Raw genomic sequence first — 25,198 nt, 5'->3', positions numbered from 1 at the left:
TCGTTACGTCCTTTCCCTCGCTACCGGACTCAGGCCTGCTCGGAGAGCAGCTTGCCGTCAGCCGTGGTGTAGCCCTGCTTGAAGGCCTCGATCGCGGAGGTCAGCGCGTCGATGGTGCCGTCCTCCAGCTTGGAGGTCTCGACGATGCCGGCCAGCAGGTTCTTGTGCTGAAGGCGCAGGTGGTCCAGGAACTCGCGCTCGAAGCGGCGGATCTCCGCGACCGGGACGTCGTCCAGCTTGCCGGTGGTGCCGGCCCAGATGGAGACGACCTGCTCCTCGACCGGGAACGGCTGGTACTGGCCCTGCTTGAGCAGCTCGACCATGCGCGCACCGCGCTCCAGCTGGGCCTTGGAGGCCGCGTCCAGGTCGGAACCGAAGCCGGCGAAGGCCTCCAGCTCACGGTACTGGGCGAGGTCCAGACGCAGACGGCCGGCGACCGACTTCATGGCCTTGATCTGGGCCGAACCACCGACGCGGGAGACCGAGATACCGACGTTCACGGCCGGGCGGATGCCGGCGTTGAACAGGTCGGACTCCAGGAAGCACTGGCCGTCGGTGATCGAGATGACGTTGGTCGGGATGTACGCCGAGACGTCGTTGGCCTTGGTCTCGATGATCGGCAGACCGGTCATCGAGCCGGCGCCCAGCTCGTCGGAGAGCTTCGCGCAGCGCTCCAGCAGGCGGGAGTGCAGGTAGAAGACGTCACCCGGGTAGGCCTCGCGGCCCGGCGGACGACGGAGCAGCAGCGACACGGAGCGGTACGCCTCGGCCTGCTTCGACAGGTCGTCGAAGATGATGAGGACGTGCTTGCCGTCGTACATCCACTCCTGGCCGATGGCCGAACCGGTGTACGGGGCGAGGTACTTGAAGCCGGCCGGGTCGGAGGCGGGAGCAGCCACGATCGTGGTGTACTCCAGCGCGCCGGCCTCCTCCAGGGCGCCACGCACGGACGCGATGGTGGAGCCCTTCTGGCCCACGGCGACGTAGATGCAGCGGACCTGCTTCTTCGGGTCGCCCGAGCGCCAGTTGTCGCGCTGGTTGATGATCGTGTCGATCGCCACCGCGGTCTTGCCGGTCTGGCGGTCGCCGATGATCAGCTGACGCTGGCCGCGGCCGATCGGGGTCATCGCGTCGATGGCCTTGATACCGGTCTGCATCGGCTCGTGGACCGACTTGCGGACCATGACGCCGGGGGCCTGCAGCTCCAGGGCGCGACGGCCGGTGGAGGCGATGTCGCCCAGACCGTCGATCGCGTTGCCCAGCGGGTCCACGACGCGGCCGAGGTAGCCGTCGCCGACCGGCACGGAGAGGACCTCGCCGGTGCGGCGCACCGTCTGGCCCTCCTCGATGCCGCCGAACTCACCGAGGATGACGACACCGATCTCACGGGTGTCGAGGTTCAGCGCGAGGCCGAGCGTGCCGTCCTCGAACTTCAGCAGCTCGTTCGCCATGACCGAGGGCAGACCCTCGACATGGGCGATGCCGTCCGCCGCGTCAGTGACCGTGCCGACCTCTTCACGCGAGGCGGCGTCCGGCTGGTACGACTGGACAAAGTCGGCCAGCGCGTCCCGGATTTCCTCCGGACGGATCGTAAGCTCCGCCATCAGGCTTCCCTGCTCTCCTAGTTTGCGATCCTCGGCCCGCCATTGAGGGCCGCAAGTATTCGACTCTCGGCCGGGTCTCTCGAACCGGCCGTACGATTTGCCGGCTCCGGTGGAGCCGGTTCCCGACCGAGGGTCGGATGTTCTTCGGTGCTCAGCCTTCGAGCGACTGGCGAGCGCCTTCGAGGCGGCTCGACACGGTGCCGTCGATGATCTCGTCGCCGATCTGGACCCGGACACCGCCGACGACCTCGGGGTCGACGTCGATGTTCAGGTGGACCCGGCGGCTGTACAGCCGGCCGAGAGCGCCTTCCAGGCGATCCTTCTGGCTGTCGGACAGCGGCACCGCGGTGGTGACCAGGGCCACCACGCGCCCGCGCCGTGCGGCGGCGAGCCTCGAGTAGGACTCGAGGCCCTGCTCCAGGCTACGGCCACGCGGGTGGTTCACCAGGGCGGTGACCAGCCGGACGGTGCCCGCGTTGGCGCGGCCACCGAGCAGCTTCTTGATCAGCTCGGCCTTGGCGACGGCGCCGGCCTTGGGCTCGGTCAGCGCGGAGCGCAGCTCGGTGGAGCCGTTCACCACCCGGCCGAACCGGAACAGCTCGTCCTCGACGTCGTCCAGGACACCGGCCTTGTCGGCGGCGATGACCTCGGCGTACGCGGCCAGCTCCTCGACCGAGTCGACCAGGTCGCGCGACCCCGACCAGCGGGAGCGGACCAGGCCGGAGACCAGGTCGATGGTCTCGCCGGAGACCTGCCCGGTCAGCAGCGAGGAGACCAGCTGGGCCTTGTCCTGGCCGGACCGGGACGGGTCGGTCAGGACGCGGCGCAGCGACACCTCACGGTCCAGGAGGACCGTGACGGCGGTGAGCTCCTCGGCGACCTTGACCGCGTCCACCGAGGTGGAGTCGGTCAGGGCTTCGAGGTTCTGCCGCCCGGCGGCGAGGGCCTCGCGGCTAGCGCCGATCACTTGGCCGCACCCGGAGCAACGGTGGCCTTGGCCTCCAGCTCGTCCAGGAACCGGTCGATCACGCCGCTCTGCCGCGTGTGGTCCTCGAGGGACTCGCCCACGATGCGGGAGGCCAGCTGCGAAGCGAGCGAACCCACGTCCTGGCGCAGGGCGGTGGTCGCCTGCTTCTTGTCGGCCTCGATCTGCGCGTGGCCGGCGGCGACGATGGCCTCGCGCTGACGCTGGCCCTCCTCGCGCATCTCGGTGAGCTGGGCAGCGCCCTGCTCGCGAGCCTGCTCGACGATGCGGGCAGCCTCGTGACGTGCCTCGGCGAGCTCGGCGCGGTACTGCTCAAGCAGGGCCTGGGCCTCGGCCTGAGCGGCCTCGGCGCGCTCCATGCCGCCCTCGATGGCGTCCCGACGCTCCGACAGCACCTTCTCGATGCTGGGGAGGAGCTTCTTGCCGAGCAGACCGAAGACGATGAAGAAGCAGAGCAGGCCGATGATGATCTCGGGCCACGCGGGGAGGAGAGGATTCATCTTCTCCTCAGCCGCGAACTGAGCCGCGATGGTCATATCTGGACCTTCCTCGAAAGGGTCTACGGCGGGATTACTTGTTGCCGAAGACGAACGGCATGACGATGCCGATGAGGGCGAGCGCCTCGGTCAGCGCGAAGCCGATGAACATGTTGGAGCGGATGAGGCCGGCGGCCTCGGGCTGACGGGCCATGGCCTGGACACCGTTACCGAAGATGAGACCGACGCCGATGCCGGGGCCAATCGCGGCCAGGCCGTAGCCGATGGAAGCGACGGAACCGTAGACAGTGCCCTCAGCGAGGAAGCTCATTGCAGTTGTCCTTTGCAGGGTGGTGAACCGGTGGTGATTGGCCACCGGGCGATCCGGGAGGTTGGTTCAGAGAGGGGCCGAGGCCCCCTGGCTCAGTGCGCCTCTTCGAGGGCACCGGCGATGTAGCTGCTGGCCAGCATCACGAAGATGTAGGCCTGCAGGAACTGGACCAGCAGCTCGAAGGCGGTCAGCGCGACGGCGACGATGAACGACGCCGAGCCGTAGAGCGCGCCCAGGGTCGGGCTGAGCAGGTACCAGGAGGCGATGGAGAACATCACGATCAGCAGGTGGCCGGCGAACATGTTCGCGAAGGCTCGGACCGCGAGCGTGAACGGACGCACGAAGATGTTCGAGAAGAACTCGATCGGCACCAGGATGAACATGACCCAGCCGGGGATACCCGAGGGCCAGCAGAGGTTCTTGAAGCCGCCGACGAAGCCGTGCTTCTTGAAGGTCAGCGTCATGTAGGTGATCCACACGACGCCGGCCAGGGCTGCCGGGAAGGCGATCGCGGCCGTCACCGGGAACTGGGCGAACGGGATGATCGACATGATGTTCATCAGCCAGATGAAGAAGAACATCGAGACGAGCATCGGGACGTACTTCTCGCCCTTCTTGCCGATCGTCTCCAGCACGATGGACCGCTTGACGAAGTCGTAGCCGATCTCACCGACCAGCTGCAGCTTGCCCGGGACCAGGCGCGGCTTGGCGAAGGCGGCCCAGAAGAAGACGACCACCAGCAGCGAGACGATGATCGACAGCAGCATCGGCTTGTTGAACTCGACGCTGCCGATCGTGAAGATCGGCTCGAACTGGAACTCGTTCAGGCCCGGGGCCGGGAAGCCGCAGCCAGCGTCCCCGAAGTGGCAACTGCCTGAGGCGAGCGAAGACGTGAGTTCAGCACTCACCACGGACTCCTTCGTCGTGACGCATGGTTACGGCAACCTCGGTGTGTCGGCGTGGCCCGAGGCCACGGTGCGGCACTGGAACTTGATGGGTTTCTCGCCGATCCCGCACGGCGGTGCGCTGCACCACAGCGGGATCATCGAAGACTGCAAGGATCCGGGGGGCGATCCGTCCATCGTGCGGACAGACCTGGCCTCTTCCCGTACTCCGTTGTTGCGACGGACGATAGCAGTCCGTCAGTGCGGCATAAACACTGCCCCCCTCGTTGGGGGGACAGCCGGGCCTCGTCACTGTTGACGCCCCGAGTCCGAGGGCTTGTCGCCCTTGTTTTCGGAGGCGTCGGCCTCGACGTAGAAGGTCTTGGCCTTGAGCGCACCGCGCACCTGGAAGCCCGTCCAGATCAGGGCGCAGCCCAGCAGGGTGAAGGCGAACGCCTGCCGGTTGAAGAGTTCGGTGTTCTTGAAGACCGCGAGGACGATGCCGACCAGCAGGATCTGCGTGGTGTAGACGAGCAACCCCGCAGCCATCATCATCTGCGGGTTCGACCTGGTCAGCCGGTCGAGGGCGACCTGGCCGAAGCTGAAGAACGCCACCACCAGCAGCGCGCCGAAGAAGGCGCCGAGCAGTCCCTTGCCACCTGCGACGGCGAATGAGATCGCCATGGCGATGACTCCGGCGACCGCAGTGGGGATCGCGGCGCCTCGGAGGATCCGGGCGTCGTTGGACGGCATGTCGGCAGCTCCGGCGGCATGTCGATGTGGCAGGGGGACGGGCACAGAACGTGGTGGTGGTACCGACCAAGGGACCGCCGTGGACCGGCCGCTCTGCGGCGAGTCCGTCGAGGGAGACCGACCGGGGACGGAAGTCCTCCACCTGTCAGGTCTTTCGGCGTGTTCTCGGTACTCGTGAACGGTATCACAAACTATTTGATGAGAGCTTTACCATGATTGTGTGGCACCTGTCACACTGACGGCCCAAGGGTGCCTCCGTACGGGTGAACCACCTTGACGACGTGTCAGGTGTCGGACCCGCCGTTCGGACTAGTGGCCGCGACCGCTGCCGTGACCCCGGCCACCGACCGCCGACGAGCCCCCCTTGCCCAGGCCGCCGAGCAGCTCCTTGTCCTTCGCGGAGAGCTCGGCCATCGGCTCCGAGGCGGCCGCGGCAGCGGCCGGGGCCTCGCCCTCGGCGACCGGTGCGACGGCGCGGACCGGCTTGCGGCGCCGGTAGCGCGGCGGCACGAAGGCCTGCACGGCCCGCGGCGCGCGCGGGCGGAAGCGCGGGGTGAGCAGCACCACCAGGCCGACCAGGCAGAGCCCGGCCAGCGTGAGGGCGACCGTGCGTCCGGTGTTGGTGACCGAGAAGGCCACGGTGCCGAAGGCGATCAGCGCGGCCCAGAAGTACATGATCAGGACGGCCCGGCTGTGCGAGTGGCCGACCTGGAGGAGCCGGTGGTGCAGGTGCCGCTTGTCCGCGGCGAACGGCGACTGGCCGGCCCAGGTGCGGCGCACCACGGCGAGCAGCAGGTCGGCCAGCGGCAGCGCGATGACGGTCAGCGGCAGCAGCAGCGGGATGTAGATCGGGACCAGGGCGTGCACGGTGGCGGTCTGCGAACCGGTCTCGCTGGTGATGAGGTCCGGGTCGACCCGGCCGGTGATGGAGATCGCGGCGACGGCCAGCATCAGGCCGAGCATCATCGAGCCGGAGTCGCCCATGAAGATCCGCGCCGGGTGCAGGTTGTGCGCCAGGAAGCCCAGGCACATCCCGATCAGCAGCACGCTGAACAGCACGGCGGGCGCCGCGTCGGTGATCGTGTAGCCGTACCAGAGCCGGTACGAGTAGAGGAAGAACGCCATCGCGGCGATGCAGACCATGCCGCCGGCCAGACCGTCCAGGCCGTCGATGAAGTTCACCGCGTTGACCATGACGACGACCATGGTGACCGAGATGACCATGCCCTGGGTGGGGCTGACCGCGACCGCGCCGACGCCGGGCACCGGCAGGGTGATCACGGTGACGCCCTGCCAGACCATCACGCCGGCGGCGATCATCTGACCGCCCAGCTTGACCAGGGCGTCCACGCCCCACTTGTCGTCGAGCACGCCGAGCAGCCACATGATCCCGGCGCCGGAGAGCAGCGCGCGGATGTCGGTGCCCTGCGAGAACACCTTGCTGAGGTTGTCCAGTTGGGAGGCGACCAGGATGCCCGCGCAGAGCCCGCCGAACATGGCGATGCCGCCCAGCCGGGGCGTGGGCTCGCGGTGCACGTCACGGGCGCGGACCGGCGGCATCGCGCCGGCCGCGATCGCGAACTTCCGGACCGGGCCGGTCAGCAGATAGGTGACGGCCGCAGTGCAGAACAGCACCAGCAGATACTCACGCACCACTGGCCTCCTGCGTCACTGTCCGACGGGTCGGTACCGAAGGTACTCCCGTGCCTGTCCGGGGTTCGAGGTGCGTCGCCACGGCACACACCTTATTGAGTCGGACGCCCGGCGCGTGCATCGCGGTTCGCCCTACCGGGTAGGAGAGTGCGACGCCCCCCGGCCCGGGGCGGCGAAGGCGCCCGCCAGCTCACGGACCCGGGCCCCGATCCGGACGTCCGTGCCCTCGACGAGCAGGCGACCGACCAGTGCGGCGATCTCGGCCAGCTCGGCCTCCCCCATGCCCTGGGTGGTGACGGTCCCGCTGCCGAGCCGGATCCCGGAGGCCTCGGACGGCGGCGCGGAGTCGTACGGCAGCGCGCACTTGCCGAGCAGCAGACCGGCGGCGGCGCAGCGGCGCTCGGCCTCGGCGCCGCTGACCCCGAGCGGTCGGACGTCGGCCGTCACCAGATGGGTGTCGGTACCGCCGGTCAACGGGCGCATCCCGGCCTCCGCGAGCCCCGCCGCCAGCACCCGCGCCCCCGCGACCGTGCGGTGGGCGTAGGCGCGGTACTCGGGGGTGCCCGCCCGGGCGAAGGCGACGGCCTTGCCGGCCACCTCGTTCATCGCGGCGCCGCCCTGGCTGAACGGGAAGACCGCCCGGTCGATCCGCTCGGCCAGCTCGGCGGTGGAGAGCAGCAGGCCGCCGCGCGGGCCGCGGAGCAGCTTGTGGGTGGCGGCCACGGTGACGTCCGCGTACGGCAGCGGGGACGGCGCCACACCGGCCGCGACCAGGCCGGTGGTCTGGGCGACCGAGGCGATCAGATAGGCGTCCACCTCTTCGGCGATCGCCCGGAAGGCCGCCCAGTCGGGGTGCCGGGGGTGGGAGATCGAGCCGGCCACGATGGCCTTCGGCCGGTGCCGGCGGGCGAGCTCGCGGACCTGGTCGAGGTCGATCAGGCCGTCGTCCTCGCGCACCCCGTAGCCGATGAACTCGAACCAGCGGCCCGAGAAGTTGGCGCGCGAGCCGCAGCTCAGGTGGCCGCCGTGCTCCAGCGACATCGCCAGCACCACGTCACCGGGGCGCAGCAGCGCGGCGTACGCCGCCAGCATCGCCGAAGTGGCCGAGCGGGGCTGGACGTTGGCGTGCGGGGCGGCGAACAGCTGACGGGCCCGGTCGATCGCCAGCAGCTCGGCGGCGTCCGCCAGGGCGCAGCCGGTGTGGTGGCGCCGTCCGGGGTAGCCCTCGGCGTACTTGTCGATCAGCGGGCCGCCCAGGGCGGCCAGGACGGCCGGATCGGTGAGGTTCTCCCCCGCCAGCAGCTGGATCGTCTCGGCGCGGCGCTCGGCCTCGGCGGCCAGCAGATCGGCCAGCTGCGGGTCGGCCCGGCGCAGCGCTTCGGACGCCCACCGCCCCGTCGTCTCGGAGGAACCGGTCGCGGCATCGGTGACGGTCATGGCGGAGCTCCCGGGCAGCGTCGGGCAGGTGCCTCCAGCGTAGGACCGGGCCCCGCCCGCGGCCTGCCGACGCGGACCCGATGCACCCGCCCGGGCGGCGCCGGCCCGGGGGCCGGCGGCGGCTCACCGCACGGAGCGCGGGGAGGGCATGCCGGTGAGGGCGGTGACCACCGGGTCCACCGCGTCGAATATCTCCTCGCCGCAGTTGCGGAACATGCCGATCGGCGCCCCGTACGGGTCGTGGACCTCGTCGGACTCCGGGCTGGCGGCGAGCAGCCAGCCGCGCAGCGCGGCCGCGGCCCGGACCAGGGCGCGGGCCCGCTCGGTGACGTCGGCGCCGCGGCGCGGATCGGGCAGGGTGCCCGGGTCTATCGTCCGGACCAGGCGGGTGAACTCCTTCAGGGTGAAGGTGCGCAGCCCCGCCTCGTGACCCATCGAGATCACCTGGGCGCGGTGGTCCAGGGTCGCGGTGAGCACCAGGTCGGCCTCGACCACGTGCTCGTCGAGCAGCTCGCGGCCGGCGAAGCCGCCGCTGTCGGCGCCGTACTCGTCCAGCACCGTGGCGGCGTGGTCCTCCATCGGCGCGCCCACGTGGCCCCAGGTGCCGGCGCTCTCCACCAGGATCCGGCCGGCCACCCGGGGGCTGAGCCGGGTGTCCAGTTCACGCCGGGTGAGCCGCTCGGCGATCGGCGAGCGGCAGATGTTCCCGGTGCAGACGAACAGGATGCGGAAGTGGTCCAGCGGCCTGGGGCCCACGCTCAGGTACGGCGATATGCCGGGCCCGGAGTGGAGGGAGGCGGTCGTCAACTGCCGGCCTCCAGGTCGGGGACGACCTCCCTCAGCTGCTCGGCGCTGATCGCGCCGGCCCGCAGCAGGACCGGGACCTTGCCCGTGACGTCGACGATGGAGGAGGCGACGGCGTGGTCGGCCCGGCCGCCGTCCAGGTAGACGGAGATCGCGTCGCCGAGCTGCTGCTGGGCCTCGTCGCAGGTGGCGGGGGACGGGCCGCCGGTCAGGTTGGCGCTGGAGACGGCGAGCGGGCCGGTGGCGTTCAGCAGCTCGATCGCGACCGGGTGCAGCGGCATCCGGACGGCGACCGTGCCGCGGGTCTCGCCGAGGTCCCAGCGCAGCGAGGGCTGGTGCTTGGCGACCAGGGTCAGCCCGCCCGGCCAGAAGGCGTCGACGAGCTCCCAGGCCTGCTCGGAGAAGTCCGTGACGAGTCCGTGCAGGGTGGTCGGCGAGCCCACCAGGACGGGCGAGGGCATGTTGCGGCCCCGGCCCTTGGCGGCCAGCAGTGCGGCGACGGCCTCCGGCGAGAAGGCGTCGGCGCCGACCCCGTACAGGGTGTCGGTGGGCAGCACGACGATTTCGCCGCGGCGGATGGCCGAGGCGGCCTCGCGCAGACCGGTGGCGCGGTCTCCGGCATCGGCACAGTCGTAGCGGCGGCTCATCGGTGCGGTCCCCTTCCGAGATGACTCATGACGGCGTTCACAGCGCGGCTCCGCGCCCGGTGGTGGTGCACCGGGTGTTCACAGCGAGACCCTTCGGGCCGTCGTGAAGCGGGGCCGGTTGTTGAGGTCGCGGTGGTCGGCGGTGTCCGTCCAACCGGCTTCCTCGTTGAAGATCCACGGCACCTGGCCGCCCTGGGTGTCGGCGTGCTCGATCACCACGGCGCCGCCCGGGCGCAGCAGGCGGGCGGCGACCCGCTCGATGCCGCGGATGGTGTCCAGCCCGTCCTCGCCGGAGAACAGCGACATCTGCGGATCGTGGTCGCGGGCCTCGGGGGCGACGTACTCCCACTCGGTGAGCGGGATGTACGGCGGGTTGGAGATCACCAGGTCGAAGCGGCCGTCCCAGGAACGGTCGTCCTCGAAGGCCTTGGTGGCGTCGCCGGCGTGCAGGGTGACCCGGGCCCGGTCGGAGCTGGCCTCGATGTTGCGCCGGGTGTACCGCAGCGCACCCTCGTCCAGCTCGAAGGCGTGCACCGTGGAGCGCGGCAGCTCCTGGGCGAGGGCGAGCGCGATGGCCCCCGAGCCGGAGCAGAGGTCGACCACCAGCGGCTCGGCGACGTCCATGTCGCGGACGGCGTCTATGGCCCACTCCACGACCGACTCGGTCTCCGGGCGGGGCACGAAGACGCCCGGGCCGACCGCCAGCTCCAGGTAGCGGAAGAACGCGCGGCCGGTGATGTGCTGCAGCGGTTCACGCGCCTCGCGGCGGGAGACGGCCTCCCAGTACCGGGCGTCGAAGTCCGCGTCCTTCACCGTGTGCAGCTGGCTGCGCTTCACGCTGTGGACGTGCGCGGCCAGCTCCTCCGCGTCGAAGCGCGGCGACGGCACGCCGGCCGCGGCCAACCGCTGGGTGGCCTGGGCCACCTCGGCAAGCAGCAGGTTCACGAACGACCTCTTGTTTCTGCGCTGCGGCTTCTCTGGTGCATTCGGGCCCGGAGGCCGGTCTCAGTTCTGCTGGGCCGCGGCGAGCTTGGCCTCGGCGTCCGTGTCCACGCAGGACTGGATCACCGCGTTCAGCTCGCCGTCCAGGACCTGGTCCAGGTTGTAGGACTTGAAGCCCGTGCGGTGGTCCGAGATGCGGTTCTCGGGGTAGTTGTAGGTGCGGATGCGCTCGGAGCGGTCCACCGTGCGGACCTGGCTGCGACGCGCGTCCGAGGCCTCCCGCTCGGCCTCCTCCTGCGCGGCGGCCAGCAGCCGCGAACGCAGGATGCGCATCGCCTGCTCCTTGTTCTGCAGCTGGCTCTTCTCGTTCTGGCAGGACGCCACGATACCGGTCGGGAGGTGGGTGATCCGGACCGCCGAGTCGGTGGTGTTGACGGACTGCCCGCCGGGACCGGACGAGCGGTAGACGTCGATCCGCAGGTCGTTGGCCACGATCTCGACCTCGACCTCCTCGGCCTCGGGGGTGACCAGCACGCCGGCCGCGGAAGTGTGGATGCGGCCCTGCGACTCGGTGGCGGGGACGCGCTGCACGCGGTGGACGCCGCCCTCGTACTTCAGCTTGGCCCAGACGCCCTGGCCGGGCTCGGTGCTGCCCCTGGTCTTCACGGCCACCGAGACGTCCTTGTAGCCGCCGAGGTCGGACTCGTTGGCGTCGATGATCTCGGTCTTCCAGCCGATCCGCTCGGCGAAGCGCAGGTACATCCGGAGCAGGTCGCCGGCGAAGAGCGCCGACTCCTCGCCGCCCTCACCCGCCTTGATCTCCAGGATGACGTCCTTGTCGTCGTTCGGGTCACGCGGGACGAGCAGCAGGCGCAGCTCCTCGGTCAGCTCCTCGCGCCGGGCCTCGGAGTCCTTCACCTCGGCGAGGAACTCCGGCTCTTCGGCGGCGAGTTCGCGCGCTGCCTCGATGTCCTCGCCGGCCTGGCGCCAGGCCCGGTAGACCCGGGTGATCGGCGTCAGCTCGGCGTAGCGCTTGGCGAGCTTGCGCGCGTTGGCCTGGTCGGCGTGGACGGAGGGGTCGGCCAGCCTCGTTTCGAGGTCGGCGTGCTCGACGAGGAGCTCTTCGACTGCCTCGAACATGAAGGGGCCTTCTTCCCTGGGAACCGGTGGAGGGATGACACGGACGAGTCGTGGGACGCGAACGGCGCCGGTCTCCAGCGCCCCCGGAACGAGTACGGGGGCACCGGAAACCGGCGCCGAGGGAGCGCTAGGCCTTCGCGCTGTGCTGCTTGCCGAAGCGGGCCTCGAAGCGGGCCACGCGGCCACCGGTGTCGAGGATCTTCTGCTTGCCGGTGTAGAACGGGTGGCACTGCGAGCAGACCTCGGCGCGGATCTCGCCACTGGTCTCGGTCGAGCGGGTGGTGAACTCGGCGCCGCAGGTGCAGGTCACATGGGTGACCACGTACTCGGGGTGAACGTTGGGCTTCAAGGGGATCTCCTAGGTTCGGGAGGGCACCGGGTCGGCGGCTTGAATGCCGCACGTGAACCGGGACCGACGTACCAGTCTGCCAGGACCGGTCGCTTCTTCCCAAACCGGGTCGCGTTCCGGGATATTCCGGGCCCGGCCGACGGGAGCGACGGGGCGGCCACGGGGGCGGCCGCCGGCCGGTCGGCGGGCGGGTCAGCGCCGCGGCGAGGGGCTCGCCGCAGTACCCGCGGCGGGCTGCGCGGAGGCCCTGCCGGAGGCCTGGGGGGCCGCCGTGGGGGCCGCCGGGGTGGCCTGGGCGGGGTTCTGCGGCTGCTCGGCCAGGACGGCCTGCGGGAGCGGCTGGTCGGCCTTCAGAGCCGCCCAGAGCTGGTCGGCCCGGGGCTGCTGGGCGACCACCCGGTTGGCGTCGCCGGGCGCCGTCACCACCGGCAGGGTGACCATCGAGAGCTGGTCGGGGCCGATCCCCTTGAGTTCCTCGGCCAGCCCCACCAGCGAGTTCACCGAGGCCAGCGCCGAGTCGGTGGTGATGCTGCGGGTCAGGGTGTCGCCGACCGACCAGAGCTTGACCGGGTTGCCGAACAGCCCGATCCCGCCGGCCTGGCCGAGCAGCGACTTCACCATCTGCTTCTGCAGCTCGATCCGGCCGAGGTCGCTGCCGTCGCCGACGCCGTGCCTGGTCCGGACGAAGGCCAGCGCCTGCTGCCCGTCGAGGTGGTGCTCGCCGGCCGCGAGGTTCAGCCCGCTGTCCTTGTCGTCGATCGGGACGGTGGTGGTCACGGTGGCCCCGCCGAGCGCGTCGACGACCCGGGCGAAGCCGGCGAAGTCGATCTCGATGTAGTGGTCCATCCGCAGGCCGGTCAGCACTTCGGTGGTCTTGACCGCGCACGCGGCGCCACCGGTCTCGTACGCGCTGTTGTACATCGCCCGCTTGGCACCGGCGGCGGTCCTGCCCTTGCCGTCCGTGCAGTCGGGGCGGGTGACCAGGGTGTCCCTGGGTATGGAGACCACGTCGGCCCGGGTGTGGCCCTGGTCGACGTGCACCACCATCGCGGTGTCCGAACGGGCGGTGTCGCCGGTGTCCCCGCCGGCCAGCGCGCCGTTCCCGCCGGCCCGCGAATCCGAGCCCAGGACGAGGACGTTGAACGAGCCGTCGGTGGCGGACGGCGGCCGGGCCGTGCCCAGCCGGGCGTCGATGTCGACGCTCTTGATGTTGCCGTTCAGCTTGAAGTACGCGTACCCGGCCGCACCGGCGCCGAGGACGACGAGCGCGGCGAACGCGCACGCGGCCACCCGCAGGACCGTGCGGCGGCGGCTCGGGATCCTCTTGTGGTCGGCCATACGGTCCAGAGTAAATCGGACAACATGATCCATAGGGTTCCAAATGTCCCAACTCTGGAACAAGCAGAGAACCCTGGCCCGCTCGCGCGGACCAGGGTTCTGTGCTCACGAGCCGCTCGGCAGCGGTCAGTCGCCGGACCCGGGGGTCGTCTTGGCGATCTGCATGAGGAACTCGGCGTTGCTCTTGGTCTGCTTCATCTTGTCCAGCAGCAGCTCGATCGCCTGCTGCGAGTCGAGCGCGTGCAGCACCCGGCGGAGCTTCCAGACGATGGCCAACTCCTCGCTGCCCAGCAGGATCTCCTCCTTGCGGGTGCTGGAGGCGTCGACGTCGACGGCCGGGAAGATGCGCTTGTCCGAGAGCTTCCGGTCGAGCTTGAGCTCCATGTTGCCGGTGCCCTTGAACTCCTCGAAGATGACCTCGTCCATCCGCGAGCCGGTCTCGACCAGCGCGGTGGCCAGGATCGTCAGCGAGCCGCCGTTCTCGATGTTGCGCGCGGCACCGAAGAACTTCTTCGGCGGGTACAGCGCGGTCGAGTCGACACCACCGGACAGGATGCGGCCGGAGGCCGGCGCCGCCAGGTTGTAGGCGCGGCCCAGGCGGGTGATCGAGTCCAGCAGGATCACCACGTCGTGGCCCAGCTCCACCAGGCGCTTGGCGCGCTCGATGGCCAGCTCCGCGACGGTGGTGTGGTCCTCCGCCGGGCGGTCGAAGGTCGAGGAGATGACCTCGCCCTTCACCGACCGCTGCATGTCGGTGACCTCTTCCGGACGCTCGTCCACCAGGACGACCATCAGGTGGCACTCGGGGTTGTTGTGGGTGATCGCGTTGGCGACCGCCTGCAGCACCATCGTCTTACCGGTCTTCGGCGGCGCGACGATCAGACCGCGCTGGCCCTTGCCGATCGGCGACACCAGGTCGATGATCCGGGTGGTCAGGATGCCCGGGTCGGTCTCCAGGCGCAGTCGGTCCTGCGGGTAGAGCGGGGTCAGCTTGTTGAACTCGGGACGGCCGCGGCCGCTCTCCGGGTCCATGCCGTTGACGGAGTCCAGCCGCACCATGGCGTTGAACTTCTCGCGGCGCTCGCCGTCGCGCGGCTGGCGCACCGCGCCGGTGATGGCGTCACCCTTGCGCAGGCCGTTCTTGCGGACCTGGGCGAGCGACACGTAGACGTCGTTCTGGCCCGGCAGGTAGCCGGAGGTCCGGACGAACGCGTAGTTGTCGAGGATGTCGAGGATGCCCGCGACCGGGATCAGCACGTCGTCGTCGCCGACCTGCGGCTCGGCGGGGCCGACCTCGAAGCCCTCGCGGCGGGTGCCGCGGCCCCGGCGGTCCCGGTAGCGGCCGCGGCGGCCGCGACGGCCGTCGCCGAACTCGTCGTCGTCGTAGCCGCCCTGCTGCGCCTGCGGCTGGGCCTGCTGGCCACCGCTCTGGCGGCTCGGCTGGCTCTCGCCCTGACCGCCCTGCTGCTGGCCCTGGCCGCCCTGGCCCTGACCCTGGCCGCCCTGGCGGTCGGCACGGTCCCGGCGGTTGCGGCGGTCACGGCGCGACTCGCGGGAGTCGGCGTCCTGGCCGGCCTGGGCGTCGCCGCCCTCCTGGCGGCCCTCGCGCTCGCCGCCCTCGCGGCGGTCGCGGCGGTCCCGGCGGTCCCGGCGGGTCTCGGTACGACCCTCCTCGCGGCCCTCGAAGCCGCGGGCCTCGGCCGGGCGGGCCTCCGCCTGCTTGGCCTCGGTGGCGACGGCGGCGGGCGCCTCGGCGACCGCATCGGCGGTCGGCGCGCCGGCGGCCGAGGTGGCCCGGCGGCGGGTGCGCTCGGCACGGGCCGGCGCGGCGGTCTCGGCGGCGGCCTGGACCGGGATGTCGATCTGGGCCTGCTCGTCGGCGGCCGGGGCCTCGGCCTGGGCGGCCTTGGTCCGGCGGGCGGGCTTCTCCGCCGGCTCGGCGGAGCCGGCCTTGGCGGCGGTGCGCTTGGCGGCCGGAGCGGCGGCGGGAGCGGCACCGGCGGCGAGCAGCGGGTCCCCGCCGCTCTTCTCCTTGATGGCCTCGATCAGCTGGCTCTTGCGCAGGCGTCCCGTGCCGCTGATACCGAGCGTCGAGGCGAGCTTCTGCAGCTCGGCCAGGACGAGGCCGTCCAGGCCCGCGGCAGCGGTGCGACGGCGCCGGGCCGGGGCCGCGGGGGCGGCGGCTGCGTCCGACGCCTCGGCGTCCGGGCGCGCGCCCATCAGATCGGTGGTGTCGCTCACTAAGGGTCCTTCCCTGGAGCGGACGTCGGCCTGTCTGGCTCGGCGACCGGTTGTGCTGTCCTGACCAACGCTCGACTGCGTCGGTCCGAGGCGGTGATCCCCCGGATGGCGGGTAGCCAGTCGGAGGAGAGCTGCGAGGTGCGGTGCGTGATGCACGGTGGTGCTGATTGGCGCGGTGGGACGGTCGCATGCCGACCCTCCCCCAGCCGGCCATGGCCGGGTGGTACCCCCACGCTGCCTGCGAATCCCGGGCCCCCGTCGCGTGACGGTGGCCCGCGCTCCGCCCGTCCTTGCCTCAAGGTGGGAGGCCGCGGGTGGGAGTCAGGTGCCGTCACGGCTTCGGGATGCGGCCGCAAGTCGCGCAGGCAGGCTGCGTACGCGCTGCGGTGGGCTCCCGGAGAATCGTCGTCCCGTACATCGCCGGGACTCCGCCTGGGCGGAGTGCTGGGATCGGGACGCGGCGCACCGAGCCCCGGAGGGCACCTGGTGCAGCAATGAGGTTAACACTACCGACCCCCTCAGACATTCCCCAGCCTTGCGCTTGCCAATCGTGTCCGGACGGTCCGGCCCGGACACGGCCGGATCCGGGCCGCCGGACCGGTGCTCAGCCGTCGAGCGGGAGCACCGAGGCCCCGGCCCGGTCGAGCTCCAGACGGTGTGCGGCGAACACCGCACCGCCCTGACCTGCGTCCTCGGCGAAGGCCAGCACCTTGTCGGCGCCCGCCTCGTCGGTGAGCGCGAGTACGGTCGGGCCGGCGCCGGAGATCACCGCGGGGATGCCCTCCGCGCGCAGCGCGCCCACCAGGGCGGCGCTGTCCGGCATCGCCGAGGCCCGGTAGTCCTGGTGCAGCCGGTCCTCGGTCGCGGCGAGCAGCAGCTCGGGCCGACGGGTCAGCGCCTCGACCAGCAGCGCGGCACGGCCGGCGTTGACGGCGGCGTCGGCCAGCGGGACGGTCCGGGGCAGCAGACCGCGGGCGGTCTCGGTGAGCACCTCGGTCGCCGGGACGAAGACCACCGGGACGACCCGGTCGGACGGCTCCAGGGTGACGGCCTTGGCCGACTCCTCGTCCGTCCAGGCCACCGTGAAGTTGCCGCGCAGGCAGGCCGCGACGTTGTCGGGGTGGCCCTCCAGCTCGGAGGCGAGGGCCAGCAGCGCGTCGTCGTCCAGCGCGGACGGGCCGCCGATGGTGACGGCACGGGCGGCCACGATGCCGGCGCAGATCGCTGCGGAGGAGGAGCCCAGGCCACGGCCGTGCGGTATCCGGTTGGCGCAGACCACTTCGAGGCCGCGCGGCTGGCCGCCGAGCCGGTCGAAGGCGGCGCGCATCGCGCGCACCACCAGGTGGCGCTCGTCCCGGGCGAGCGTCTCGGCGCCCTCACCGGCGATGTCGACGGTGAGCCCGGAGTCGGCGACCCGGACGACCACGTCGTCGTACAGACCCAGCGCGAGTCCGAAGGCGTCGAAGCCCGGGCCGAGATTGGCGCTGGTCGCGGGAACCCGGACCCGGACGGCGGCGGCACGGAACGCAGGACCGGCCATGCGGTGGACTCTCCTGGGGAAATCGGGCGGCGCGAAGCGCGTCGGTGCGAGGGTGGGAGGGGCCGCGGGCCCCGATCGGGGTGGGCGGTCACAGCCGTCGTCGCGACCCCTGGAGGGGTCGGACCCGGGGCATGTGCCACACGGCCGAACCCAGAGTATCGAAGAGAGGTTCCACAGTGGTACACCCCGTGGGCCTTCGATCTGGTGTGTTGCCGTTTCTGGCCGGAATACGTGCCGGAATGGCAGCGGAATACGTGGCTGAATTGACACAAAAGTGTCAGCCGAGAACGGCTGTGGGCCGCCCCCCGAAAGGGGGGGTCGGCCCACTGCTTACTCGCCCGCTCGCCTCCGGGGCGCTTCGACCCGGCGCCGACGGTCGGCGCTCCAACACCCCTCGTTCCTCGGGGTGTCCTCGCTTCTCCCTTTCGGCACCGGCGCGCCCCTTTGGCTCGGGGCGGGGTCGGCTCGGGGCGGGTTCGGCTCGGAGTGTCCTCGCTTCTCCCACCCCTACGGCGTCGCCGTGCCCCCTCGGCTCAAGGCGGGTCGGCTGGGCGGATCCTGGTCCGGGGGCGGTGATTCGGCCAGGTCAAGCGGGTTCCGGTCGGACGGCTTCCGGTCAGTCGAGCAGGCCGAGGCGCTGGGCGGCTGCCTCGGGGTCGATCGGGACGACCTGCGGCTGCGGCGCGCCGGCCACCGCCCAGTCCGGGTCCTTGAGGCCGTTGCCGGTCACCGTGCAGACGATCCGCTGGCCCGGGTCGACCAGGCCGGCCTCCGCCTTGGCCAGCAGGCCGGCCACCGAGGCGGCCGAGGCGGGCTCCACGAAGACACCCTCCTGCGCGGCCAACAGCCGGTAGGCGGAGAGGATCTGACGGTCCGTCACCTTGTCGATGAGGCCGCCCGACTCGTCCCGCGCGGCGAGCGCGTAGTCCCAGGAGGCGGGGTTGCCGATCCGGATCGCGGTGGCGATGGTCTGCGGCTTGAGTACCGGGGCTCCGTCCACGATCGGGGCCGAACCGGAGGCCTGGAAGCCCCACATGCGCGGCGTCCGGGTGGACAGTCCGTCGGCGGCGTACTCGCGGTAGCCCTTCCAGTACGCGGTGATGTTGCCCGCGTTGCCGACCGGGAGCACGTGGATGTCCGGCGCGTCGCCGAGCATGTCCACGATCTCGAAGGCGGCGGTCTTCTGGCCCTCGATCCGCACCGGGTTCACCGAGTTGACCAGCGCCACCGGGTACTTCTCGGACAGTTCACGCGCAAGGGTGAGGCAGTCGTCGAAGTTCCCGTCCACCTGAAGGATCTTGGCGCCGTGGACCAGCGCCTGGCCCATCTTGCCGAGCGCGATCTTGCCCTGCGGCACCAGTACCGCCGACACCATCCCGGCGCGCACCGCGTAGGCGGCGGCGGAGGCCGAGGTGTTGCCGGTGGAGGCGCAGATGACGGCCTGGGCGCCGTCCTCCTTGGCCTTGGAGATGGCCATCGTCATACCGCGGTCCTTGAAGGACCCGGTGGGGTTGGCACCCTCGACCTTGAGGTAGACCTCGCAGCCGGTGCGCCCGGAGAGCACCTGGGCGGGCACCAGCGGCGTGCCGCCCTCCAGCAGGGTGACCACGGGCGTGGTGTCGCTGACCGGCAGGCGGTCACGGTACTCCTCGATCAGCCCGCGCCACTGGTGGGTGTGCGCGCCTCTGGCGATCACGGCGTTCATGGCTCTTCCTACTCCCCTTCGACCCGCATGATGCTGGCCACGTCCCGCACGCTGTCCAGCGCGCGGAGCTTGTCGACCGTCGCCGACAGGGCGGCGTCGGTGGCACGGTGGGTGACCACGACGAGCGAGGCGTCGCCGTCGCGGCCCTGCTGGCGCACGGTGTCGATGGAGACCCCGTGCTCGGCGAAGACGGACGCCACCTGGGCGAGCACGCCCGCGCGGTCGTCCACATCGAGGCTGACGTGGTACCGGGTGACGACCTCGTCCATCGGCTTGGCCGGCAGCCGGGTGTACACCGAGTCGCCGGGTCCGGTGGCGCCGGCGAGCTTGTTGCGGCAGACCGCGACGAGGTCGCCGAGGACCGCCGAGGCGGTCGGCGCGCCGCCCGCGCCCGGGCCGTAGAACATCAGCCGGCCGGCCGCCTCGGCCTCCACGAACACCGCGTTGTACGCCTCGCGGACCGAGGCCAGCGGGTGCGTGAGCGGGATCATCGCGGGGTGGACCCGCGCGGTGACGGACGCGCCGTCGGCCGCCCGCTCGCAGATCGCCAGCAGCTTGACGACGCAGCCCATCTGCTTGGCGGAGGCGATGTCGGCGGCGGTCACCTCGGTCAGGCCCTCGCGGTAGACGTCCGCCGCGGTGACCTTGGTGTGGAACGCGATGCCGGCCAGGATCGCGGCCTTGGCGGCGGCGTCGAAGCCCTCCACATCGGCCGTCGGGTCCGCCTCCGCGTAACCGAGCGCGGTGGCCTCCTCCAGCGCCTCCGAGTAGCCGGCGCCGGTGCTGTCCATCTTGTCGAGGATGAAGTTGGTGGTGCCGTTGACGATCCCGAGCACCCGGTTGACCTTGTCCCCGGCCAGGGACTCGCGCAGCGGGCGGATCAGCGGGATCGCGCCGGCCACCGCGGCCTCGTAGTACAGGTCCACCCCGGCCTCGGCGGCCGCGGCGTGCAGCTCGGTGCCGTCCTTGGCGAGCAGCGCCTTGTTGGCGCTGACCACCGAGGCGCCGTTGCGGAACGCCGACAGGAGGAGGTGTTTGGAGGGCTCGATGCCACCCACCACCTCGATCACCACATCGATGTCGCCCCGGTTGACCAGGGCCTCGGCATCCGTCGTGATCAGGTGCTCCGGCACGCCCGGGCGCACCCGCCCGGCCCGGCGGACCGCGATGCCGGCGAGCTCGACCGGCGCGCCGATGCGCGCGGCGAGGTCGGCGGCGTCCGTCGTCATGATGCGCGCCACCTCGGAGCCCACCACACCACAGCCCAGCAACGCCACCTTCAGCGGCCGCGTACGCATCATCCGACTCCGCTCTGCATTCTTCGTGCTTCGGTTTCCGGCGGTATTTCGGGGATCCGCCGGATCTTCGGTCTGTACCAGTCTCCGGGACTTTCCGTACGGATCTACGGTCGTTCCATGATCTGAGACAAGAATTTCGTCATCCGATATCGAGACGCAGGAGATCCTCCTCCGTCTCGCGCCGGACGATCACCCGGGCCGCACCGTCCTTGACGGCCAGCACGGGGGGCTTCAGGGCGTGGTTGTAGTTGCTCGCCATCGAGCGGCAGTAGGCACCGGTGGCGGGCACCGCGATCAGGTCGCCCGGGGCCAGGTCGGCCGGCAGGAAGGCGTCCCGGACGACGATGTCGCCGGACTCGCAGTGCTTGCCGACCACCCGGACCAGCATCGGCTCGGCGGCGCTGGCGCGCGACACCAGGGCCACCGAGTACTCGGCGTCGTAGAGCGCCGTGCGGATGTTGTCCGACATGCCGCCGTCCACGCTGACGTAGGTGCGCAGACCCTCCAGCGGCTTGATCGTGCCGACCTCGTACAGCGTGAAGGCGGTCGGGCCGACGATCGCGCGGCCGGGCTCGACGGAGAGCCGGGGGGCGCTCAGGTTCGCGGCGGCGCACTCGCGGCGGACGATGTCGGCCAGCGCGGTGGCGATCTCGGCCGGCTCGCGCGGGTCGTCCTCGCTGGTGTACGCGATGCCGAGGCCGCCGCCGAGGTCGATCTCGGGCAGCTCGACGCCGTGTTCGTCGCGGATCTCGGCGAGCAGGCCGACCACCCGGCGGGCGGCGACCTCGAAGCCGGCCGTGTCGAAGATCTGCGAGCCGATGTGCGAGTGGATGCCGCGCAGCTCCAGGCCGGGGTGGCCGAGCACCCGGCGGACCGCCTCGGCCGCCGCGCCCCCGTTCAGCGAGAGCCCGAACTTCTGGTCCTCGTGGGCGGTGGCGATGAACTCGTGGGTGTGCGCCTCGACGCCGACCGTGACCCGGATCAGCACCGGCTGGCGCACGCCCTGCCGGCCGGCGATCGCGGCCAGCCGCTCGATCTCCTCGTAGGAGTCGAGCACGATGTGGCCGACGCCGGTCTTCACCGCGTGTTCGAGCTCGTCCACCGACTTGTTGTTGCCGTGCAGCGCGATCCGCTCCGGCGGCATCCCGGCGGCCAGCGCCACGGCCAGTTCGCCGACGCTGCACACGTCGAGGTTGAGGCCCTCCTCGTGGAGCCAGCGCACGACCGCCTTGGAGAGGAAGGCCTTGCCCGCGTAGTAGACGTCCGCGCCGGTGCCGAAGGCCTCGCGCCAGGCGCGGGCCCGGGCCCGGAAGTCGTCCTCGTCCATGACGTAGGCCGGGGTGCCGAACTCGGCGGCGAGCCGCTTGACGTCGAGGCCGCCGACGGTGACCACGCCGTCCGCACCGCGGGCGACGGTCTTCGACCAGACCTTGGGGTCGAGCGCGTTCAGGTCGCTCGGCGGCGCCTGGTAGTGGCCCTCGGTCAGCACGTCGCCGTGCCGGGGGCCTGCGGGGTGTGCGGAGCGGCTCATCTCTGCTTACTTCCTTGGCTTATGGCGAGGGGCGGCGACGGTCCTCGTTGACCGTCCGCCGCCCCCGCTGTGCGCTTGGGGGTGGTCCTACATCCGCTCGGGCGCCGTCACGCCCAGGAGCGTGAGGCCGTTGGCCATGACCGTGCGGGTGGCCTCGACCAGCCACAGCCGGGCCCGGTGCGTGTCGTTGAGCTCTTCGTCGCCCTTGGGCAGGAACATGCAGTTCTCGTACAGGCGGTGGTACTTGCCCGCGAGGTCCTCCAGGTAGCGCGCGACCCGGTGCGGCTCGCGCAGCTCGCCGGCCGTGGCCAGGATCCGCGGGAACTCACCGAGGGCGCCGAGGACGTCGTTCTCCCACTGGGTGGCGAGCAGCTCGGGTTTGAAGTCCCCGGCCGGGCCCTTGTCGACGCCGAGCTCCGCGGCCTTGCGGGCGACGCCGCACATCCGGGTGTGCGCGTACTGGACGTAGTAGACCGGGTTCTCGTTGGTCTGGCTGGTCAGCACGTTGATGTCGAGCGTGATCGTGGAGTCGGTGGAGGAGCGCGCCAGGGTGTACCGGGCGGCGTCCACGCCGATCCAGTCGACCACGTCGTCGATGGTGATGATGTTTCCGGCCCGCTTGGACATGCGGACCTCTTCGCCGTCGCGAAGCATCTTCACGAACTGGCCGATCTTGACCTCGATGTTGCGGTCCATGTCGTCACCCGCGCAGGCCGAGATGGCCTTGAGGCGGTTGACGTAGCCGTGGTGGTCCGCGCCCAGCATGTAGACGGAGACCTCGGAGCCGCGGTCGCGCTTGGAGAGGTAGTAGGCGGCGTCGGCGGCGAAGTAGGTGGTCTCGCCGTCGGCCTTGACCAGGACGCGGTCCTTGTCGTCGCCGAAGTCGGTGGTGCGCAGCCAGATCGCGCCGTCCCGGTCGAAGACGTGGCCCTGCTCGCGCAGCCGCTCGATGGCCTTCTCGACGGCGCCGGAGTCGTGCAGCGACTTCTCCGAGAACCAGACGTCGAAGTGGGTGCCGAACTCCTCCATCGAGCGCTGGATCTCGGCGACCATGAGCTTGAGGCCCTCGGTGCGGAACACCTCCAGCTGCTCGCCCTCGGGCAGGTCGAGCACGCCGGGGACGCCGTCCACGATCGCCTTGGCGATGTCGACGATGTACTCGCCGACGTAGCCGTCGGCCGGCACGGGCTGCCCGTTGGCGGCGGCCTTCAGCGAGCCGGCGAACTTGGAGATCTGCACGCCGGCGTCGTTCAGGTAGTACTCGGTGGTGACGTCGGCGCCGGTGGCCCGCAGCACCCGGGCGAGCGAGTCGCCGACGGCGGCCCAGCGGACGCCGCCGATGTGGATCGGGCCGGTCGGGTTGGCGGAGACGAACTCCAGGTTGATCTTCAGGCCCTTGAGCGCCTCGTTGCGGCCGTAGGACTCGCCCGCCTCGACGATGCTCCGCGCCAGCGCGCCCTGGGTGGCTGCGTCGAGCGTGATGTTCAGGAAGCCCGGCCCGGCGATGTCGACCTTGGCGACCCCGGGCAGTTCACGCAGGCGGGCGGCCACCAGGTCGGCCACGGCTCGCGGCGGCCGACCGGCCGACTTCGCGAGCTGGAGGGCCACGTTCGTCGCGTAGTCGCCGTGGTCCCTGTTCTTGGGTCGCTCGACCGTCACGTGCTCGGGCACGGCGACGGCCAGCTCGCCCGCCTCGACGGCGGCGCTCACTGCGGCCTGGACTGCCTGGGAAAGCTCTGCGGGGGTCACGACGCCAAGCGTAGGCGAGACGGGGTACCCGCTCGCCACCCGGTTTGCCGGTTGAGACGCCCGCGCGCCGTGCTCAGCCGCGATCCGTGCGCTCTGTTCGCTCAGGGCGAAACCCGTCCGGCCTCGCCGCCCGCGCCATCAGCCGCCACACCAGTGCCACCAGATCGGCGGGGTCGAAGGGCTTGCCCAGGTAGCCGTCCACCCCGACCGCCTCGCCGAGATCGAGGTCGGCCGGCGTGCAGGCGCTGACGATCGCGATCGGCAGCCCGCTGGTCACCGGCGCGGCCCGCAGCCGGGCCGCCGTCCGCAGACCGTCCAGCCGCGGCATCACGACGTCCAGCGTCACCACGTCCGGCCGCACCCGGCGGACCACCTCCAGGCACTCGGCGCCGTCGGCGGCGGTCACCACCTCGAAGCCTTCCAGCTCCAGGTTGACCCTGATCAGCTGACGGATCACCTCGCTGTCGTCCACCACGAGGACCCGCCCGGACACTCCCGACACCTCACCGAGGGTATCGGCGCGCCCGCCGCCCCGTCCGGCCTTTCCGGACTTCCGCTCCCCCTCCGGCCCCCCTCCGGCCCCCCTCCGCCGGGCCGGTGGTGGAAACCCGTGCACGGACCACGCCCCGGGCCTGGTAATGTTCTCCACGTCGAAGCGAACGCGACGACAACACCAAGCAGGCCCCCGTAGCTCAGGGGATAGAGCACCGCCCTCCGGAGGCGGGTGCGCAGGTTCGAATCCTGCCGGGGGCACTTCGCGAGAAGTGCAACAGAGGCCCAGATCAGTGGAGTTCATCCACGGATCTGGGCCTTCGTCATGTCGGCGGCGGGGCGGGCGGCATGACCGGGGCCGCCGCCCGGGAAGGACGGCGGCCCCGGCGCTCCGGGCGGCTCGCGGTCAGCCGGCCACCGGGGCGGCGAAGGTCTCGGCCGGGCCGAAGTCGGAGAAGGTGACCTTGTTGACCGCCTTCACGCCCTTCATCTCGACCTGCTGCTCGGCGTAGCGGGTGCGACCCGCGCGGTCGATCCACTGGTCGAAGTCGAAGCCGGTGGTGCCCTTCGCCTTCAGCGACTTGTACGTCCGCGGGTCGACGGTGCTCAGCTGTTCGGTGCTGATGTGGCCGGTGAGGTGGTAGACGGCGACGCCGTCACGCGTCTCCATGCCCTTGCGCGCACCGGGGCCGGCGGCCAGCAGCAGCTTGGCGTAGTCGGTGTAGTCGACGACCGCGTTGTCGGTGGAGCGCGGCATCTTGGCCCACTCGTCACCCGGCGTGGACAGGTCGCGCAGGTAGCTGGCGTCGGCCGTCGTCAGGCTCTCGATCCAGAGGATCGGCTCGGCGACACCGGGCGCGGTGGTGCGCATCTCCATCCGGCCGGTCCAGACGCCGTTGAGGTTGCTGCGGCCCTTCATGGTCGACAGCGCCACCCCGCCACTCTCGGTGATCATGACCACCGAGACCGCGTAGGGCGACTTGTCGGCCGCGGCCAGGGCCTGCTCGGGGTCGAAGGCACCCTCGGCGGCCGGGCTCGCGGACGCGGTGGCGGCCGAATTCGCGGGCGCCGGGGCGGTGGTGGCCGGCGAGGAGGCGGTGGCCGTCGGGGAGGCCGTCGGGGCAGCGGAGGCCGCGGCGGAGGTCGGGGCCGGCTGGGCGGCCGACCCGGTGTCGTCGTTGCACCCCGCCACGGTGGCGAGGGCCAGGGCCGTCGCCGCGATCGTCAGGGCGGTGGTGCGGGAGGTGGTCACGGTTGGGGCTCTCCGGGTGTGTCGGTTTCGTCGACGGAGAGTGTTTC

The 25,198-nt window shown here is 71.3% G+C and carries 22 protein-coding genes and 1 tRNA gene; 1 reads left to right on the top strand and 22 read right to left on the bottom strand.

Annotated features, from left to right (window positions below; genetic code table 11):
- Positions 1-29 precede the first annotated feature (29 nt).
- From atpA to ACIF6L_RS18055, 21 genes are all read right to left on the bottom strand, one after another.
- Positions 30-1,604, bottom strand: a complete 1,575-nt coding sequence (atpA, locus tag ACIF6L_RS18155; protein WP_329489617.1) for a F0F1 ATP synthase subunit alpha — start codon at positions 1,602-1,604, stop codon at positions 30-32.
- Between the two features lie 151 nt (positions 1,605-1,755).
- The gene (locus ACIF6L_RS18150; protein WP_396488465.1) at positions 1,756-2,571 is read right to left on the bottom strand and encodes a F0F1 ATP synthase subunit delta; all 816 of its coding nucleotides are present in this window, start codon (positions 2,569-2,571) and stop codon (positions 1,756-1,758) included.
- Positions 2,568-3,125 carry a F0F1 ATP synthase subunit B gene (locus tag ACIF6L_RS18145; protein WP_359803146.1) on the bottom strand — a complete coding sequence of 186 codons (558 nt, stop codon included), beginning with the start codon at positions 3,123-3,125 and terminating at the stop codon, positions 2,568-2,570. The genes ACIF6L_RS18150 and ACIF6L_RS18145 overlap by 4 nt, the downstream gene beginning before the upstream one ends.
- 34 nt (positions 3,126-3,159) lie before the next feature.
- Positions 3,160-3,396, bottom strand: a complete 237-nt coding sequence (atpE, locus tag ACIF6L_RS18140; protein ID WP_148642913.1) for an ATP synthase F0 subunit C — start codon at positions 3,394-3,396, stop codon at positions 3,160-3,162.
- A 92-nt stretch (positions 3,397-3,488) separates the two neighbouring features.
- Positions 3,489-4,304: a F0F1 ATP synthase subunit A gene (gene atpB / locus ACIF6L_RS18135; protein ID WP_359803148.1), complete on the bottom strand. Its 816-nt coding sequence runs from the start codon at positions 4,302-4,304 to the stop codon at positions 3,489-3,491.
- A gap of 285 nt (positions 4,305-4,589) precedes the next feature.
- Complete coding sequence (locus ACIF6L_RS18130) at positions 4,590-4,964, bottom strand: hypothetical protein (protein ID WP_396488463.1); 375 nt, start codon at positions 4,962-4,964, stop codon at positions 4,590-4,592.
- Positions 4,965-5,342: 378 nt separating this feature from the next.
- Positions 5,343-6,686, bottom strand: coding sequence for an MraY family glycosyltransferase (locus ACIF6L_RS18125; protein WP_396488461.1), 1,344 nt, complete (start codon positions 6,684-6,686; stop codon positions 5,343-5,345).
- Between the two features lie 132 nt (positions 6,687-6,818).
- The gene (glyA, locus tag ACIF6L_RS18120; RefSeq protein ID WP_359803150.1) at positions 6,819-8,123 is read right to left on the bottom strand and encodes a serine hydroxymethyltransferase; all 1,305 of its coding nucleotides are present in this window, start codon (positions 8,121-8,123) and stop codon (positions 6,819-6,821) included.
- Between the two features lie 123 nt (positions 8,124-8,246).
- The gene (locus ACIF6L_RS18115) at positions 8,247-8,897 is read right to left on the bottom strand and encodes a protein-tyrosine-phosphatase (RefSeq protein ID WP_329492247.1); all 651 of its coding nucleotides are present in this window, start codon (positions 8,895-8,897) and stop codon (positions 8,247-8,249) included.
- Between the two features lie 29 nt (positions 8,898-8,926).
- Positions 8,927-9,574 (bottom strand): L-threonylcarbamoyladenylate synthase, encoded by a 648-nt coding sequence (locus ACIF6L_RS18110; protein ID WP_329489610.1) that lies wholly within the window; start codon positions 9,572-9,574, stop codon positions 8,927-8,929.
- Positions 9,575-9,652: 78 nt separating this feature from the next.
- Entirely contained in the window at positions 9,653-10,519 is an 867-nt protein-coding gene (gene prmC, locus ACIF6L_RS18105) for a peptide chain release factor N(5)-glutamine methyltransferase (protein ID WP_396488459.1), read from the bottom strand.
- 60 nt (positions 10,520-10,579) lie between these two features.
- Positions 10,580-11,656 carry a peptide chain release factor 1 gene (prfA, locus tag ACIF6L_RS18100; protein ID WP_329489608.1) on the bottom strand — a complete coding sequence of 359 codons (1,077 nt, stop codon included), beginning with the start codon at positions 11,654-11,656 and terminating at the stop codon, positions 10,580-10,582.
- A gap of 127 nt (positions 11,657-11,783) precedes the next feature.
- The gene (gene rpmE / locus ACIF6L_RS18095) at positions 11,784-12,005 is read right to left on the bottom strand and encodes a 50S ribosomal protein L31 (RefSeq protein WP_329489607.1); all 222 of its coding nucleotides are present in this window, start codon (positions 12,003-12,005) and stop codon (positions 11,784-11,786) included.
- 192 nt (positions 12,006-12,197) lie between these two features.
- Entirely contained in the window at positions 12,198-13,343 is a 1,146-nt protein-coding gene (locus ACIF6L_RS18090; protein ID WP_396488456.1) for an LCP family protein, read from the bottom strand.
- 126 nt (positions 13,344-13,469) lie between these two features.
- A complete protein-coding gene (gene rho, locus ACIF6L_RS18085) occupies positions 13,470-15,584 on the bottom strand; it encodes a transcription termination factor Rho (RefSeq protein WP_359803153.1) in 2,115 nt (704 codons plus the stop codon).
- Between the two features lie 604 nt (positions 15,585-16,188).
- Positions 16,189-17,124 (bottom strand): homoserine kinase, encoded by a 936-nt coding sequence (thrB, locus tag ACIF6L_RS18080; RefSeq protein ID WP_352289361.1) that lies wholly within the window; start codon positions 17,122-17,124, stop codon positions 16,189-16,191.
- Positions 17,125-17,740: 616 nt separating this feature from the next.
- On the bottom strand, positions 17,741-18,829 hold the full coding sequence (gene thrC, locus ACIF6L_RS18075; RefSeq protein WP_396488454.1) for a threonine synthase: 1,089 nt from the start codon (positions 18,827-18,829) through the stop codon (positions 17,741-17,743).
- An 8-nt stretch (positions 18,830-18,837) separates the two neighbouring features.
- Positions 18,838-20,130, bottom strand: a complete 1,293-nt coding sequence (locus ACIF6L_RS18070) for a homoserine dehydrogenase (RefSeq protein WP_329489602.1) — start codon at positions 20,128-20,130, stop codon at positions 18,838-18,840.
- 136 nt (positions 20,131-20,266) lie between these two features.
- Positions 20,267-21,658 carry a diaminopimelate decarboxylase gene (lysA, locus tag ACIF6L_RS18065; RefSeq protein ID WP_396488452.1) on the bottom strand — a complete coding sequence of 464 codons (1,392 nt, stop codon included), beginning with the start codon at positions 21,656-21,658 and terminating at the stop codon, positions 20,267-20,269.
- An 87-nt stretch (positions 21,659-21,745) separates the two neighbouring features.
- Entirely contained in the window at positions 21,746-23,407 is a 1,662-nt protein-coding gene (gene argS, locus ACIF6L_RS18060; RefSeq protein WP_352289355.1) for an arginine--tRNA ligase, read from the bottom strand.
- Positions 23,408-23,480: 73 nt separating this feature from the next.
- The gene (locus ACIF6L_RS18055) at positions 23,481-23,900 is read right to left on the bottom strand and encodes a response regulator (RefSeq protein ID WP_359803315.1); all 420 of its coding nucleotides are present in this window, start codon (positions 23,898-23,900) and stop codon (positions 23,481-23,483) included.
- Positions 23,901-24,088: 188 nt separating this feature from the next.
- On the opposite strand from ACIF6L_RS18055, the gene ACIF6L_RS18050 reads away from it, so the two are divergent.
- Positions 24,089-24,160 (top strand) — tRNA-Arg (locus tag ACIF6L_RS18050).
- Between the two features lie 145 nt (positions 24,161-24,305).
- Here the strand turns inward: ACIF6L_RS18050 and ACIF6L_RS18045 are convergent.
- On the bottom strand, positions 24,306-25,151 hold the full coding sequence (locus ACIF6L_RS18045; RefSeq protein ID WP_359835030.1) for an LppX_LprAFG lipoprotein: 846 nt from the start codon (positions 25,149-25,151) through the stop codon (positions 24,306-24,308).
- Positions 25,152-25,198 lie beyond the last annotated feature (47 nt).

Source organism: Kitasatospora sp. NPDC086009 (assembly GCF_044540385.1).
GTDB lineage: Bacteria > Actinomycetota > Actinomycetes > Streptomycetales > Streptomycetaceae > Kitasatospora.
The sequence above is the reverse complement of the archived record's forward strand: the minus strand, read 5'-3'. Positions and strand labels throughout refer to the sequence as shown.

Coding starts and splice junctions, on each gene's coding strand:
- atpA (WP_329489617.1), bottom strand. CDS start 1,604: ATGGCGGAGCTTACGATCCGTCCGGAGGAAATCCGGGACGCGCTGGCC.
- ACIF6L_RS18145 (WP_359803146.1), bottom strand. CDS start 3,125: ATGACCATCGCGGCTCAGTTCGCGGCTGAGGAGAAGATGAATCCTCTC.
- atpE (WP_148642913.1), bottom strand. CDS start 3,396: ATGAGCTTCCTCGCTGAGGGCACTGTCTACGGTTCCGTCGCTTCCATC.
- ACIF6L_RS18130 (WP_396488463.1), bottom strand. CDS start 4,964: ATGGCGATCTCATTCGCCGTCGCAGGTGGCAAGGGACTGCTCGGCGCC.
- glyA (WP_359803150.1), bottom strand. CDS start 8,123: ATGACCGTCACCGATGCCGCGACCGGTTCCTCCGAGACGACGGGGCGG.
- ACIF6L_RS18110 (WP_329489610.1), bottom strand. CDS start 9,574: ATGAGCCGCCGCTACGACTGTGCCGATGCCGGAGACCGCGCCACCGGT.
- prfA (WP_329489608.1), bottom strand. CDS start 11,656: ATGTTCGAGGCAGTCGAAGAGCTCCTCGTCGAGCACGCCGACCTCGAA.
- ACIF6L_RS18090 (WP_396488456.1), bottom strand. CDS start 13,343: ATGGCCGACCACAAGAGGATCCCGAGCCGCCGCCGCACGGTCCTGCGG.
- thrB (WP_352289361.1), bottom strand. CDS start 17,124: ATGGCCGGTCCTGCGTTCCGTGCCGCCGCCGTCCGGGTCCGGGTTCCC.
- thrC (WP_396488454.1), bottom strand. CDS start 18,829: ATGAACGCCGTGATCGCCAGAGGCGCGCACACCCACCAGTGGCGCGGG.
- ACIF6L_RS18070 (WP_329489602.1), bottom strand. CDS start 20,130: ATGATGCGTACGCGGCCGCTGAAGGTGGCGTTGCTGGGCTGTGGTGTG.
- lysA (WP_396488452.1), bottom strand. CDS start 21,658: ATGAGCCGCTCCGCACACCCCGCAGGCCCCCGGCACGGCGACGTGCTG.